This window comes from Paractinoplanes ferrugineus (assembly GCF_016862195.1).
Taxonomy (GTDB): Bacteria; Actinomycetota; Actinomycetes; order Mycobacteriales; family Micromonosporaceae; genus Actinoplanes; species Actinoplanes ferrugineus.
This window is the reverse complement of sequence record NZ_BOMM01000037.1, coordinates 1-12,996: the sequence shown is the minus strand read 5'-3', so window position 1 is coordinate 12,996 and position 12,996 is coordinate 1. Positions and strand designations below refer to the sequence as shown.

The 12,996-nt window shown below is 69.8% G+C and carries 12 protein-coding genes; 5 read left to right on the top strand and 7 right to left on the bottom strand.

The window, feature by feature from the left end; all coding sequences use genetic code 11:
- Nucleotides 1-51 precede the first annotated feature (51 nt).
- The 4 genes from Afe05nite_RS20005 to Afe05nite_RS19990 form a co-directional block, all read right to left on the bottom strand.
- Nucleotides 52-2,040, bottom strand: coding sequence for a non-reducing end alpha-L-arabinofuranosidase family hydrolase (locus Afe05nite_RS20005; protein ID WP_203818669.1), 1,989 nt, complete (start codon nucleotides 2,038-2,040; stop codon nucleotides 52-54).
- 751 nt (nucleotides 2,041-2,791) lie between these two features.
- Complete coding sequence (locus Afe05nite_RS20000) at nucleotides 2,792-3,574, bottom strand: alpha/beta fold hydrolase (RefSeq protein ID WP_203818668.1); 783 nt, start codon at nucleotides 3,572-3,574, stop codon at nucleotides 2,792-2,794.
- Nucleotides 3,574-4,230 (bottom strand): HAD family hydrolase, encoded by a 657-nt coding sequence (locus Afe05nite_RS19995; protein ID WP_203818667.1) that lies wholly within the window; start codon nucleotides 4,228-4,230, stop codon nucleotides 3,574-3,576. Before Afe05nite_RS19995 ends, Afe05nite_RS20000 begins: the two co-directional genes overlap by 1 nt.
- Complete coding sequence (locus tag Afe05nite_RS19990) at nucleotides 4,227-5,093, bottom strand: LLM class F420-dependent oxidoreductase (protein WP_203818666.1); 867 nt, start codon at nucleotides 5,091-5,093, stop codon at nucleotides 4,227-4,229. Before Afe05nite_RS19990 ends, Afe05nite_RS19995 begins: the two co-directional genes overlap by 4 nt.
- A gap of 259 nt (nucleotides 5,094-5,352) precedes the next feature.
- Between Afe05nite_RS19990 and Afe05nite_RS19985 the strand changes: the two genes are divergently transcribed.
- The gene (locus Afe05nite_RS19985) at nucleotides 5,353-6,444 is read left to right on the top strand and encodes a glycosyltransferase family 2 protein (protein ID WP_203818665.1); all 1,092 of its coding nucleotides are present in this window, start codon (nucleotides 5,353-5,355) and stop codon (nucleotides 6,442-6,444) included.
- Here the strand turns inward: Afe05nite_RS19985 and fgd are convergent.
- Both fgd and Afe05nite_RS19975 read right to left on the bottom strand, forming a co-directional pair.
- Nucleotides 6,441-7,442: a glucose-6-phosphate dehydrogenase (coenzyme-F420) gene (gene fgd / locus Afe05nite_RS19980; protein WP_203818664.1), complete on the bottom strand. Its 1,002-nt coding sequence runs from the start codon at nucleotides 7,440-7,442 to the stop codon at nucleotides 6,441-6,443. The genes Afe05nite_RS19985 and fgd overlap by 4 nt on opposite strands.
- Before the next feature lie 9 nt (nucleotides 7,443-7,451).
- Nucleotides 7,452-9,284, bottom strand: coding sequence for a sigma-70 family RNA polymerase sigma factor (locus tag Afe05nite_RS19975; RefSeq protein WP_203818663.1), 1,833 nt, complete (start codon nucleotides 9,282-9,284; stop codon nucleotides 7,452-7,454).
- A gap of 154 nt (nucleotides 9,285-9,438) precedes the next feature.
- Here Afe05nite_RS19975 and Afe05nite_RS19970 point away from each other — a divergent pair, with 154 nt between their 5' ends.
- From Afe05nite_RS19970 to Afe05nite_RS19955, 4 genes are all read left to right on the top strand, one after another.
- Nucleotides 9,439-9,825 carry an ATP-binding protein gene (locus Afe05nite_RS19970; protein WP_239118010.1) on the top strand — a complete coding sequence of 129 codons (387 nt, stop codon included), beginning with the start codon at nucleotides 9,439-9,441 and terminating at the stop codon, nucleotides 9,823-9,825.
- Between the two features lie 80 nt (nucleotides 9,826-9,905).
- The gene (locus Afe05nite_RS19965; RefSeq protein WP_239118009.1) at nucleotides 9,906-11,057 is read left to right on the top strand and encodes a PP2C family protein-serine/threonine phosphatase; all 1,152 of its coding nucleotides are present in this window, start codon (nucleotides 9,906-9,908) and stop codon (nucleotides 11,055-11,057) included.
- A gap of 69 nt (nucleotides 11,058-11,126) precedes the next feature.
- Nucleotides 11,127-11,582, top strand: coding sequence for a MarR family winged helix-turn-helix transcriptional regulator (locus Afe05nite_RS19960; protein ID WP_203818660.1), 456 nt, complete (start codon nucleotides 11,127-11,129; stop codon nucleotides 11,580-11,582).
- 15 nt (nucleotides 11,583-11,597) lie between these two features.
- Entirely contained in the window at nucleotides 11,598-12,476 is an 879-nt protein-coding gene (locus Afe05nite_RS19955; protein ID WP_203818659.1) for an LLM class flavin-dependent oxidoreductase, read from the top strand.
- A 17-nt stretch (nucleotides 12,477-12,493) separates the two neighbouring features.
- Here the strand turns inward: Afe05nite_RS19955 and Afe05nite_RS19950 are convergent, their stop codons facing one another.
- Entirely contained in the window at nucleotides 12,494-12,835 is a 342-nt protein-coding gene (locus Afe05nite_RS19950; protein WP_203818658.1) for a histone-like nucleoid-structuring protein Lsr2, read from the bottom strand.
- Nucleotides 12,836-12,996 lie beyond the last annotated feature (161 nt).

The following is a 12,996-nucleotide window of genomic DNA, read 5'->3' as shown; positions in this document are numbered from 1 at the left end:
GGGTACGGCCGGGACGGCGGGCCCGGTGGTGCCGCGCCCGCCGTCGCCGTACTAACGCTGGCGGGTCAGCAGGCCCGGACGGTACGGCAGCTTGCCGTAGTCCCCGCCGGAGCTGGGCGACCGGCCCTGGTAGAGCAGCTGCAGGTTGCAGGCGTCGACCGTGAAGGTCTGGTCGGCGGTGGTGCGCACCAGCTCACCGTGGCTGATGTCGTTGGTCCAACCGGCACCGCTGTTGGCCTTGCCCGCGAACGGGTTGCTCTCGGTGGCGGCCTGCGGCGTCCAGGAACCGTTGAGGCTGGTGGCGGTGAACGACCGGAAGTAACGCCCGTTCGACCCGACCGCCTCGACGATCATCAGGTACTGGTTCTGTCCGGCGACCTTGTAGACCTGCGGCGCCTCGAACAGCTTGTTCTGGGTGTCGCTCATGATCGTCGTGTAGCTGGAGCCGAAGCTGCCGGGGAAGTTCCCGATCGGCATGCTGGCCCGGTAGATCTTGCCGTTGTCCCCGGCGAAGAACAGGTACATGTTCTGGCTGTCACCGATGACCGTCTGGTCGATCGGGCCGGTGCCGGAACCGGTGACGCTGCCGGTGAACAGCGGCTTCGCCGCCGACCAGCCGTTGGCGTTGGTGGGGTCGCTGGAGGTGCGGTAGGAGAACGCGCTTCCGCCCCACTGGTAGGTCAGCACCCAGATCTTCTTCGGCGCGAAGTAGAACAGGGTCGGCGCGACGGTGCCGCTGTTCATCTTGTTCTGGCTGGCCGAGCCCATGTCCGACCAGTTGGTGAACAGGCCGAAGTTCATCGAGCCCCAGCTGGAGCCGGTGTCGTGGGTGGTGGCGTAGACGAGCTGCTTGCCGTTGTAGGGCACCGTGGTGAAGTCCTTGAGCGACACCCAGCCCGACTTCGGGGTGGCCAGCGCGCCGGTCGAGCTCCACCGGTAGGACGACGGCAGCGCGCAGGCCGCCGCGGTTCCGCCGGCCGCCGACGTGGTCGCCGCCGCGGCCGTGCCGCCGGCGTTGAGAGCCTTGTACACGGAGTTGTAGGCGGCCTTCTTGTTGCCCGAGTTGTCGAACAGCAGCGGGTTCTCGCCGGTGCGCCACGAGTCGCTGTCGCGGACGCCCCAGACCGTGATGCCCTTGCATCGCGACACGGCCAGGCAGGCCTTCGTCACGGTCGAGTAGATGTTGGCCTGGTTACCACCCTGCGCCACGTCCAACTCGGTGATCTGCACGTCGACGCCCAGATCGGCGAACCGCTTGAGGTTCGACTGGTAGTCACCCGGAATGCTCGTACCCAGGTGCGACTGGAAACCGACACAGTCGATCGGCACCCCACGCGCCTTGAAGTCCTTGACCATGTTGTACACACCGGTCGACTTCGCATTCACCCCGTCGGTGTTGTAGTCGTTGTAACACAACTTCGCATTCGGGTCCGCCGCCCGAGCCGCCTTGAACGCCGCCTCGATCCAGTCGTTACCCGTCCGCTGCAAGTTCGAGTCACGCCGCGCACCACTACCACCGTCGGCGAACGCCTCGTTCACCACGTCCCACGCATAGATCTTGCCCTTGTAGTGGGTCGCGACCTTGGTGACGTGGTTCATCATCGCGCTGCGCAGCGCGGAACCCGACATCGACTTGGCCCACGACGGCTGCTGCTGGTACCACAGCAGGGCGTGGCCGCGGATCTTCGAGCCGTTGGACTGGCCCTGGGCGAGGATCTTGTCACCGGCGGTGTAGTTGAAGTTGCCCGGGGACGGCTCGGTGGCGTCCCACTTCATCTCGTTCTCGGGCGTGACGGCGTTGAACTCCGTCTTGACGAGCTTGGCGTACGTGGCGTTGCCGAGCTTCGAAGCGGCGATGGCTACGCCGAAGTACCGGCCGGACTGTGCGGCCGACGCGCCGAGCGTCGTGGCCGCCTCGGCGGACTGGGTGTAGGCGACGCCCAACCCGGCGGCGACGAGACCGGCGATGCCCGCGGCCAGCAACGTGGTCCGGCGGCGGGCGGGTTTACCTGATCCGGGTGGGCGTTCCGGGGCTGTCATGTGATGTTGCCTCTCGACGTGGGCGATTGGGAGTGCGCACCGCGGACGCTCCACGAAAGATCCGTGGGAGCGCTCCCAAAAAATTGCTCCGCCAGAGTTGCACAGGACGCGATACATCTCAAGTCCCGGACGCCAATTCACTTGTGATCACCACTCAACCTCGTCGGCGGCAATAAATCAACTGTAAGCATTGTGAAGCGAAAAAACGCACGACCCGGCCGGGCCCGCACCTGTAACGGATTTAAAAGAAACCAAAGAAAAACTTCTCCCACCGCCCCGGCCGAGCCGGTGGCATCACAAAACCCGTGCTCCCGGCCCTGCGGCCGGGCACCGGGCGCGCCGGGTGCGGCCGCCGGTCACCGCCCCGGGACGGCGTCGACACCGAGCGCGGTAACGCCGACCGGCCGATGTGGATATTCGGCCACCATTGTCGTGACCGCCGGGCCGGGCCGGCGGAATTGAATTCAATGGCGCGCCGGGAACCTGTTTCGACAATCAGAAAAATAGCGGGCCGGGTGTCGGCGGGTCAATTCCCCATTTTCCCGGGAGCCGGTCTGACCTGGGGCGCGCCGGGTCGCGAACCGGTCCTGACAACTTCCGCGCCCGGTCCGGAACTTCCGGACGGCGAACGATCAGATCAGCTCGGCCGGGGCCATGAACTGCGGTGGCGAACCGGTATGGCCACAACTATCGGAGAACGCCCGAAATGAGTGGCTCGAATGCGACGCGGCCCGCCGGTGACTCGACTGCCTCAGCCGGCCAGGGCCTCGTCGACGGCCGCCCGGCTCAGCTCCGGGTGGGTGACCCAGGGGAAGTGGCCCGCGTCCGGGAGCCAGATGATCGACGCGTTCGCCAGCCAGTCGGCGAAAACGTGCGGGGCGGCCAACCCGGTCACCACGTCCCGGTCGGCGGCGACGATGGTCACCGGGACGCCGACCGCGGCCAGGTCCTCCGGGTCGAGCTCGGCCGACCAGTATTCGTCGTCCTCGGCCGTCACCTCCGGGCGGGACGCGTGTGCCCGCACCGCCGCGCTGTCGGCGGCGTAGACGATCGGAGCGCCGGCCGGCCACTCGTCGGCGTCCACCGCCGCCTTCGCCGCCGGGTACCACGGCTCGGCCGAGAACCAGCGCTTCGCCAGTTCGTCCCGGCTGGGTTCGTCGGCGCCCCGCGGGATCGGGATCCGCGACGGGGTGAGCAGCACCAGCCGGGCGACCCGGGCCGGATGCCGGGCCGCGTAGGCCAGCACCGGCCAGGCGCCCGCCGAGTGACCGAGCACGTCGAGCCGTTCCGCGCCCAGGTGCAGCCGAAGCAGTTCGAGATCGTCCGCCAGGTCGTTGAACGAGCACGGCGGGGCCGGCTCGGACGACCCGGTGCCCCGCGGATCGAGCAGCACGAGGGTGCGGGCGACCCCACCGAGATCGTCGAGGTAGGCCGCGGGGCGCCCGGGACCGCCGGGATGGCAGACGAGCAGCGGCCCGGTCCCGCGCAACTCGTAGTGCAATTCGGTACCCGCGGCCGACCGGAAGACCCCCATCAACGGAGCCTATCGATGGCTTCCACGGTCAGCTCGCGCAAATCCGACACGACGAGGCCTGCCAGCGCCAGCGCGTCGGGGGCGGGCGGATAGACGCCGTGCGGGACGGCGACGACCGCGAGCCCGGCCGCACCGGCCGAGCGCAGCCCGTTGCTGGAGTCCTCGACCGCCGCGCAGTCGACCGGGGCCAGGCCCAGCTTCTCGGCGGCGGCCAGATAGACGTCGGGGTACGGCTTGCCTCGCGCCACCTCCTCGGTCGACAGCGTCACCTGGAACACCGACGTGAGACCGGCACCGGCGAGCACCTGGTCGATCAGCAGGCGGGCGGAGGAACTGGCCAGCGCGACCGGAAAACGGGCGGCGATCCGGCGCACCGACTCCACCGAGCCCGGGATGAGGGGCAGGTCGTCGCGGTAGCGCGCGGCCATCCGGCTCAGCACGTCGTCGGCGACCTGGGCCGGGGTGCGGGGAACCCCGACCTCCTCGGCCAGGTGGGTGGACCATTCCTGGGTGTTCATCCCCATCATCCGGTCCTGCGAGTCGGGCCGGAAGGAGCGGTCGAACGAGGCGACGTAACCCCGGCGGACCTCTTCCCAGACCTCCTCGGAGTCGATGATCACCCCGTCGAGGTCGAACACGACGGCCTGGATGCTCACAGCGCCTCGACCGCGGGGACGATCTCGTTCCGGAACACCTCGAACTGCGCCACGTCGTACACGTTGCGCAGGCCGCCGTGGGCGACGGTGAAGCCCATCGCGGCGAGGCCGCGCAGGTCCTCGACGATCTGGCCGACGGTCTGGGTGCCGAGGTCGAAGCGGTAGAGCACGGTCTTCTGGATCTCGTCGTAGTCGCGCCCGACGTCCACGCAGTGCTGCTTGAGCACGTCGAGCTTGTGCTGCACGTCGGGGCCGGGGAACAGGTTGGTGGCGTCGGCGTACTTCGCGACGTACAGCAGCGTCTTCTTCTCGCCCCCGCCGCCGATCAGGATCGGCACCCGTGGCCGGGCCAGCGGCGCCGGCACGTTGAGCAGGCGGCCGAGCTGGTAGTGCTTGCCGTCGAACGCGCTCTCGTCGCCGTCGAACATCTGCCGGCAGATCCGCAGCGTCTCCTCGAGCCGCTCGAACCGCTCCTTGGTCGGCGGGAAGAACAGCCCCAGGCCGCGCGACTCCTCCTCGTTCCAGGCGGCGCCGAGGCCGAGGATGGCCCGGCCGCCGGAGAGTACGTCGAGGGTGGTGACGGCCTTGGCGAGCAGGCCCGGATCCCGGTAGGAGACGCCGGTGACCAGGGTGAGCAGCTTCGCGTTGCGGGTGTGCGCGGCGAGGTAGCCGAGGGTCGTGTAGGCCTCGAGCATGTCCATCTCGGGCGGCCCGTTGACCCCGATCTGCCAGACGTGGTCCATCACCGAGATGCGCTCGAAACCGGCCTCGTCGGCGGCCGACGCGACATCGGCGAGCACCGCACCGAGTCGGGGGGCGCCTTCGGGCCAGCTGAAGTTCGATATGTGCAGGCCGAGTTTCACGTGGAAAACCCTACCGCAAACTTGTACGCACAGTAGCGGTGCAATTTCTTAGCACGCTCCGTAGTCAACGTTCGGAGTCCGGTTCGGTCCCCGCGACAGGACCGTCTCCACCGTTCCGATGAGTTGCGGTTCGGTTGCCGACCGGTAGCTTCGAAGATCAGCAGTCATCGTAAGGAGCACCGCCATGCCTCCTTCGCCGCTCAACCCAGCGACGAGCCGTCATCGCCGACCGTCACCCTCCGTAAGTGTGGTAATCGCGGTGCGCGATCCTGGCGGCCTGGCGTTGATGCTGCGCGGTCTGCCCCCGGTCGACGAGGTCATCGTGGTCAGTGCCGGCCCGGCCGGGGACACCGCGGCCGCCGTACGCTCCGCCCGTCCCGACGCGATGGTGATCCGCCCCGGCCGTTCGGGTTCGGGAAACGCCCTGGCCAGCGGGGTTGCCGCGAGTAGCGGCGAGGTCGTGGTGACGCTCAACGGGGACGGCTCGACCGACCCCGGCGAGATCCCCAACTACGTGGCCGCCCTGACCGGTGGCGCCGACATCGCGCTCGGCTCCCGCTACCGCCCCGGCGGCCGGGACCTCACCGGCGGGCGTTTCCGCCGATGGATCGACCAGCTTCTGATCTGGGTCGTCAACGCGCTGTTCGGCACCATGCGCACCGACCCCGGTTTCGGCTACGCGGCCTTCTGGAGGGACGCCATCGAACGCCTGGACCTGCCCGACCCGTCCGCCCGGCACGACCACGCGTGGGGCGACGGCCCGGAGATCCAGCCACTGCTGGCGGTCCGCCCGGCGGCCCGCGGCCTGCGGGTGGCCGAGGTGGGCAGCGTCGCCTATCCCCGGATCAGCCGCGCCGAGCGGGCCGGCCTGCGCCGGTGGGTCAAAGTCATCACGGCGGAATACCGGATGCGCCACGGCCGGCACGTCGCCGCCGTCGATCCGGACGCGCCGACCGTCGCGGTGCGGCCGGCCTGGCCGCAGTCGAACCGGCAGGAGACCGGCGAGCCGCTGTGGGGCCCGCCGCGCCGCCGCCCGTCGCCCGGCCGCGACCTGTGGCGCGTCGGGGAGAACCTGAAGCCGCACACGTCGACCCGGCCGATCGGCCCCAGCCAACCGCACGACTGGCAACCGAGCCACCCCGGCCGCGCCGACGTCAACCCGCGCATGCTCGAGGCGCCGCTCTTCCAGCCGCCGACCAAGGCCATCCTCAAGCCGCAGTCGCGCGAGGTCGGCGACCAGCGCCGGCGGCTGGAGATCTACCGCCAGCGCCCCGACCTGCGGCTGATAAACGGTGAGGGCACCGGCGGTCCGCGGAGCGGGCGGCTGCGCCCGGTCCCGCGGGAGCCCTAGGCCGAACGCTCCCGCAGCCGCGGCAGGATCTGCTCGGAGTACAGCCGCAGGAAGCGCTCCTGGTCGGGTCCCGGCGCGTGGAACACCAGGTGCTTGAAGCCCATGTCCAGGTATTCGGCGATCCGGGTGGCGTGCTCCTCCGGGTCGGACGAGCAGATCCAGCGGGTCTCGGTGCGCTCGACCGGCAGCGCGTCGGACAGCCGCTGCATCTCGATCGGGTCCTCGACGCCGGTCTTCTCGTCCGGCGTGAGCGCCAGCGCACCCCAGTAGCGGGTGTTCTCGCGCGCCTGCTGGAGATCGTCGTCGAACGACACCTTGACCTCGATCAGCAGGTCCAGGTCGTCGATCTGGCGACCGGCCTTCTCGGCGCCCTCGCGCACGGCCGGCAGCAGCGTCTCGGTGTAGAGTTCGGCGCCCTTGCCGCTGGTCGTGATGAAGCCGTCGGAGATGCGACCGGCCAGCCTGGTGGCGGCCGGGCCGGACGCGCCGATGTAGATCGGGACGGGCGTCTCCGGCTTGTCATAGATCGTGGCGTTCTCGACCTTGTAGAACTGCCCCTCGGAGGTCACCCGGTCCTCCCGCCACAACTTCTGGATCAGCAGCACCGCCTCCTTGAGCCGGGCGAACCGCTCCTTGCCGTCCGGCCACGGGATGCCCAGCGGCACCTCGTTGAGCGACTCACCGGAGCCGACCCCGAGCACCACCCGGCCCGGTGCGAGCAGGCCGAGCGTCGCGAACGCCTGGGCCACCACGGCCGGGTGATAACGGAACGTCGGGGTGAGCACGCTCGTGCCGATCAGCACCCGCTCGGTACGGGCGGCGAGGGCGCCGAGCCACGGCAGGGCGGCCGGCGCGTGCCCGTCGTCATGCCGCCACGGCTGCAGGTGGTCGGAGGTGAAGACCGAGTCGAAACCGAGCTCCTCGGCCAGCACGCCGTACTTCAAGAGTTCCGCCGGGGCGAACTGTTCCGCCGAGGCCTTGTACCCGAACCGAATCATGCCTCGAATCTAACCCGCCGCCTTGTACGCCTGCCCCGCTGCCGTCGGCGAATCTCCGTCCTTGTAGAGCCCGAAGTCGACGCTGTCGCCCACGGCCGGCAATCCGAACCAGGCGTAGCGCTCGACGTACGACCGGCTCTGCAGGCCCTTGGTGGTGCCGTTGATGAACGCGACTTTCTGGGCGTCGGACGGGTACTTCGGCGATCCGGAGAAGTTCATCAGGCCGTACTCGGTGATCCAGATCGGCTTGTGGTAGCGCTTGTGCACGGCGTCCACGTACCCCAGGAATTGGCCGACCGCGGCGGCGCCGAAGTCACTTCCGTACCAATGCAGGGTGATGAAATCCACCCGGTAGCCCTTGTTCTCGGCGCCGCTCATGAACCGGTCCAGCCACCCGCCGGCGGTGTCCCCGCCGTACGCGACCGCCGGTGAACCGAGGCGCAAGCCGGTCGCCTGGAGCTTGGGCCACGCCGCCAACGCGTCCTCGACGCTCATGTTGGCCTGCCCCGACATGTCCGGCTCGTTGAAGCCGAGCAGTTCGCCCTCGCTCTCCCTACCGGCCTTCGCGATGGTGGCGTCGGTGGCGTCGGCCTTGCCCCAGATCATCGGCACGAACTCGACCCCGGCCGGCCCGGGAACGTCGTTGTTGGCGGGCGCCCAGTTGTAGTACCAACCGGCGCCGACGTCCGCGAGCGCGTCCTTGAGCCCGGTGAACTTCCAGACCCCGACGCCCTTCTTCCTGCTCGCCTTGGCGGTGATCACCACCGGCTTCTTCGAGGTCTTCGACGGCGAGGCCGACGGGGCCGGCGACGGCGACGCGGGGGCCGGGCTCGCGCTTGCCGGGGTGCGGGTGGGAGGGCTCGGCCGGGTCGCGAGAACGGCGACCGTCGGCGTGGCCGGCGGCGGGTCCTGCCGGATGACCACCACGGCCGTGGCCGCGCCCGCCACCGCGACGGTGGACAGCGCCGCGGTCAGCACCTTCTGCGACACCCCGAACCCGATCTTGGCAGCGAGGTGGGCGCCGCCGGCGGCCGACTTGCCGACCACCGCCCCGCCCGCCCCGCCCGCCGCCGCGATCTTGCCGGTCAGCACGGCCGGCAGCGGCACGAGCGCCATGCCGGCCAGCAACCGCTCGGCCGCGACCAGGTTGTTCCAGGCCGGGGCGCACACCGTGCAGTCCCGGGCGTGCCGGGCGATCCGCTTGCGCCACAGCGCGCCCGGCACCCCGTCCCAGGGCACCGTGATCAGCCGAAGTTCGGTGCAGGGCGGCTGGGCGTGCAGCGCCCGCACCACCACCCGGGCCGTCTCGAGCTGGCCCTTCATCCGCTGGATGCGCACCGCCGCGTGCTGCCGGCTCACCTCGGTGGCCTCGACGATCTCGTCGCGGGTCAGCTCGCCGGAGGCCTCCAGCCACCACAGCGACAGCAGCTCGCGGTTCTCCTCGTCGAGCCAGCGGGTCGCCTCGGCGGTCTCCCGGCGCTGCCCGGACAACTCGAGGCGGGTGATCGCCAGGTCGGTGAAGTCGGCCCCGGGGTCGCGTACGTCCTCGTGCACCAACGCGTCGGGGGCGCCGCGCCGGGAGCGGAACCGCTCCCGCACCTGGCGCACCGTGATCGCCACCAGCCATGACCGGAACGACTCGGGCTCGCGCAGGTCCCCCAGGTTGCGCAGTACCCGGAGCATGACCTCCTGCACCACGTCGTCGACGTCGGCGTGCCCCTCGAGGGCCCGGCCGACGATCGTGTAGACCAGCGGAAGGTAACCCGCGACGAGCCGGTCGACCGCGGCCGGGTCACCGGCACGGGCCGCGATGACCGTCGCGATGTCGGGTTGGTCCGCCATGTTCCTACCTCTCGTCGTGCGTCCCGGCCGCGATTGCCGGCCGACTGTAGGGGGACGCACGAGCGGTCAACCAATAACACGTTTTCCGGTGGCAGCCGGATGAGCCCGCCGGGATTAGCCTCGCCGGACTCCGGGCACTGAAGAACGCATGCGCATGACAGTCCAGGTGGATCTCCCGCGTGAGACCGGCAGCGTGCCGGCCGTGCGGCGGCTGCTGCGCTGCGCCCTCGCCTCTCTGCAGGTGGACAGCCAGTACGGGGCCGATCTGGAGATCGCGATCACCGAGGCCTGCGCCAACGTGGTCGACCACGCGGACGGCACCGAGAAGTTCGAGGTGCGGCTCGAGGTGGCGGACGATCACTGCGCGATCGACGTGCGCGACGAGGGGGCCGGTTTCGACCCCGAGTCGGTCGGCCGGCCAGGCGCGGACAACGAGCGCGGCCGCGGTCTTTTCCTGATCAAGGCGCTCGCCGAGAACGTGCGGATGCACTCCTCGCCCCGGCGGGGCAGCTTGATCCATTTCGAGAAGTCGTTCGCCTGACCCTCGACATTCCCGCGCTGGACGAGGCACCTATCATGCTTGCCGTTCAGCAACTATTGCTGATCACGAAAGGAGATCGAGTGTCCGACGGCCCAGCATCGGTAGGCGCGCTGCTGCGAGCGACGCCACCCGATCGCCTTCCCGAGGTCTTCGCCGAACATCTGCACACCCGCTACGCCGCCGACAGCGTCGAGGTGCTGCTCAGCGACCTGAGCCGATCCGTGCTGCGGCCGGTGCTCGACCCCGAGGGCCCGGCCGGCGGCCCGCTCGAACAGCGCTGCTTCGGCAGCCAGCAACCGGTGGTCGAACCCCGGGCCGACGGCGGGACCCGGCTGCTGCTTCCCCTCACCGTCTGGGGTGATCGGCTCGGGGTGCTGCGGATCGAGACCCGGCTCGAGCCGGCCCGCGAGCTCACCGCCGAGCTGACCACGTTCGCGGGCGAGCTCGCCCTGGCACTGCGCACCGCGGACCGCGACACCGATCGCTACCACCAGGTACGCCGCAAGCAGCGGCTGACCATGGCCGCCGAGCTGCAGTGGGACCTGCTGCCCGGGCGCTCGCTCGACGGCGAGCGGTTCCGGCTGGCCGGCGCGCTCGAACCGGCGTACGCCGTCTACGGCGACCATTACGACTGGGCGGTCACCGGCGACCGGCTGACTCTCACCGTGCTCAACGGCCACGGCGACGGACTCGAGGCGACCCTGTTGACCACCATGGCGGTCAACGCCATGCGCAACGCCCGCCGCTCCGGGGCCAACATCGTCGAGCAGGCCGAACTGGCCTCCGACGCGGTCTACGCGCGGCACGGCGGCAACGCGCACGTGGCGACGCTGCTGCTGGAGATCGACCTCTCGACCGGCTCGGTCGAGGCGGTCGACGCCGGCTCACCCCGCGCGATGATCGCCAAGGCGGGCGAGATCCGGCAGATCACCCTGGAGCAGCAACTGCCGCTGGGCATGTTCGGCGACACCCGCTACGAGATTCAGAAGTTCCAGCTCGAACCGGGTGACCGGCTGCTCGTGGTCAGCGACGGCGTGCACGCCGCAGCCCCCGGCGGACGCCCCCAGTACGGCGCCTCCTCGCTGCTCACCGGCCTGCGCCGGACCCGCCTCCAGCCCCCGTCGGAGGCGGTCGGAACCGTGCTGCGGGCACTGCGCGAATATCACGCGGATATTGACCCGGACGACGACGCCGTGATCGTCTGCTTGGATTGGCTTGATCAACCGGAATAACTTGGTACCGGCGCGGGTAGTGGGCAGTCCCACCAGCATGAGGCACCCGCAGAACAGGGACTTACCGACATGGACGACCGGGTCGCCGACGTCGCTGCCGCCGTCGAATCAGCGGCCGAGTCGCTCTTGTCCGTGCTCGACGCCCAGGCGCCCGCGGTTCCGCCGGCGCAGCTACGCGTGCTGACGATCGTCGCCAGCAACCGGCACACCAACATGAGCCGCTTGGCCGAGACCCTCGAGGTGGTGCCCTCGTCGGCAAGCCGGCTGTGCGACCGCCTCGAGGCGAACGGCCTGCTCCGCCGGGTGCCCGACCCGCGTGACCGGCGCGAGGTCCGGCTGATGATGACCCCGGCCGCCCAGCGGCTGCTCGACGAGTTGCGCAGCCGCCGCCGCCGGGCGCTCGCCACGGTGCTGGAGCGGATGCCCGCCGCCGTCCGGCAGGAGCTGGTCCATTCGCTGACCGCGTTCGCCGAGGCCACCGACCCCGACCGGGACGACGCCGGCGAGGATCTGCGCACCGCCTGAGATAGCGTGCCGGTCATGCGCATCGGCATCGTGATCCTTCCCGACCAGCGCTGGTCCGTCGCCTCGCGGCGATGGCAGCGCGCCGAGGAATACGGCTTCGACCACGCCTGGACCTACGACCATCTGGGCTGGCGCGACCTCGTCGACGGCCCGTGGTTCGACGCGGTGCCGACGCTGACCGCGGCGGCCGGCGTGACCAGCACGATCAAGCTGGGCACCTACGTGGCGTCACCGAACTTCCGGCACCCGGTGCACTTCGCCCGCGAGGTGACCGCGCTCGACGACATCTCCGGCGGCCGGCTGCTGCTCGGCCTGGGCGCCGGCGGCACCGGCTTCGACTCGGCGGTCTTCGGCGAACCGGAGTTCACCCCGGGCCGCCGGATCGACCGGTTCACCGAGTTCCTCGACCTGCTCGGCACGATCCTGACCAATCCGGCCACCACGCACCGCGGCGAGTTCTACACCGCGATCGACGCGCGCAGCACCCCTGGACCGGTCCAGCAGCCGCGCCCGCCGTTCGTGGTGGCGGCGAACGGGCCGCGCGCGCTGCGGCTGGCGGCCCGGCACGGCGACGGCTGGGTCACCACCGGCCCAGCGGCCGACGATCTCGAGTCCTGGTGGCAGGCGGTGGCCGCGATCGTCACCCGATTCGAGGAATCACTGAGCGCGGCCGGCCGCGCACCGGACGCGATCCCGCGCTATCTGAACCTCGACTCGGCCCCGCTCTATTCGATGACCAGCGTTGATGCGTTCACCGACGCGATCGGCCGCGCATCCGCCCTTGGCTTCACCGACGCGATCACCCATTGGCCCCGGGCGTCCAGCTGGTACGCCGGCGACGAAAAGGTCCTGGAAACAGTGGCGGAGCGACTGGAGTCGCTCCGCCGAATCTGAAACCGTGCCCTTGGTAGTTAGTGGGCCAGGCGGTATGCGTCGGTCACCGACTGCGGAATGCGACCGCGTTCGGAAATCTGGTGACCGTTCGCTTGCGCCCACTCACGGATCGAGCGGTTCTCGTCGCGTGAGCTCGCAGTGCGTCCCGGAAGGCCGCGACGGCCGTTGATCCGCGGGGCACTGCGACCGAGACGGGTTCCCGCGCTGATGTACGGGTCGAGGGCCTTACGGAGCTTCCCCGCATTGGCCTCGGAAAGGTCGATCGTGTAGTTAATACCGTCCAGACTGAACTCGACGGTGCGATCGGCCTTCTTTCCGTCCAGATCGTCGATCAGTGTTGTGATGACCTGCCGCGCCATATCCGCTCCTGACCAGAACTGATCGGCGAGTTCATCCGATCAACCGCGCCCAGTGTTGCTCAAAACGAGCTTCCCGCGCAACTCATCGGCCGAGAATTCGCAATTGTTTCCTGCCTCGGGCGGTCCGTTATTCAAATGGCGGCACGACATTCACAGCTAAT

What these genes read in the sequence shown, in the direction of transcription:
- Afe05nite_RS19950 (WP_203818658.1), bottom strand. Translation starts at nt 12,835, where the DNA reads ATGGCGCGGCAGGTCATCACAACACTGATCGACGATCTGGACGGAAAG.
- Afe05nite_RS19960 (WP_203818660.1), top strand. Translation starts at nt 11,127, where the DNA reads ATGGACGACCGGGTCGCCGACGTCGCTGCCGCCGTCGAATCAGCGGCC.
- Afe05nite_RS19970 (WP_239118010.1), top strand. Translation starts at nt 9,439, where the DNA reads ATGACAGTCCAGGTGGATCTCCCGCGTGAGACCGGCAGCGTGCCGGCC.
- fgd (WP_203818664.1), bottom strand. Translation starts at nt 7,442, where the DNA reads ATGATTCGGTTCGGGTACAAGGCCTCGGCGGAACAGTTCGCCCCGGCG.
- Afe05nite_RS20005 (WP_203818669.1), bottom strand. Translation starts at nt 2,040, where the DNA reads ATGACAGCCCCGGAACGCCCACCCGGATCAGGTAAACCCGCCCGCCGC.
- Afe05nite_RS20000 (WP_203818668.1), bottom strand. Translation starts at nt 3,574, where the DNA reads ATGGGGGTCTTCCGGTCGGCCGCGGGTACCGAATTGCACTACGAGTTG.
- Afe05nite_RS19975 (WP_203818663.1), bottom strand. Translation starts at nt 9,284, where the DNA reads ATGGCGGACCAACCCGACATCGCGACGGTCATCGCGGCCCGTGCCGGT.
- Afe05nite_RS19955 (WP_203818659.1), top strand. Translation starts at nt 11,598, where the DNA reads ATGCGCATCGGCATCGTGATCCTTCCCGACCAGCGCTGGTCCGTCGCC.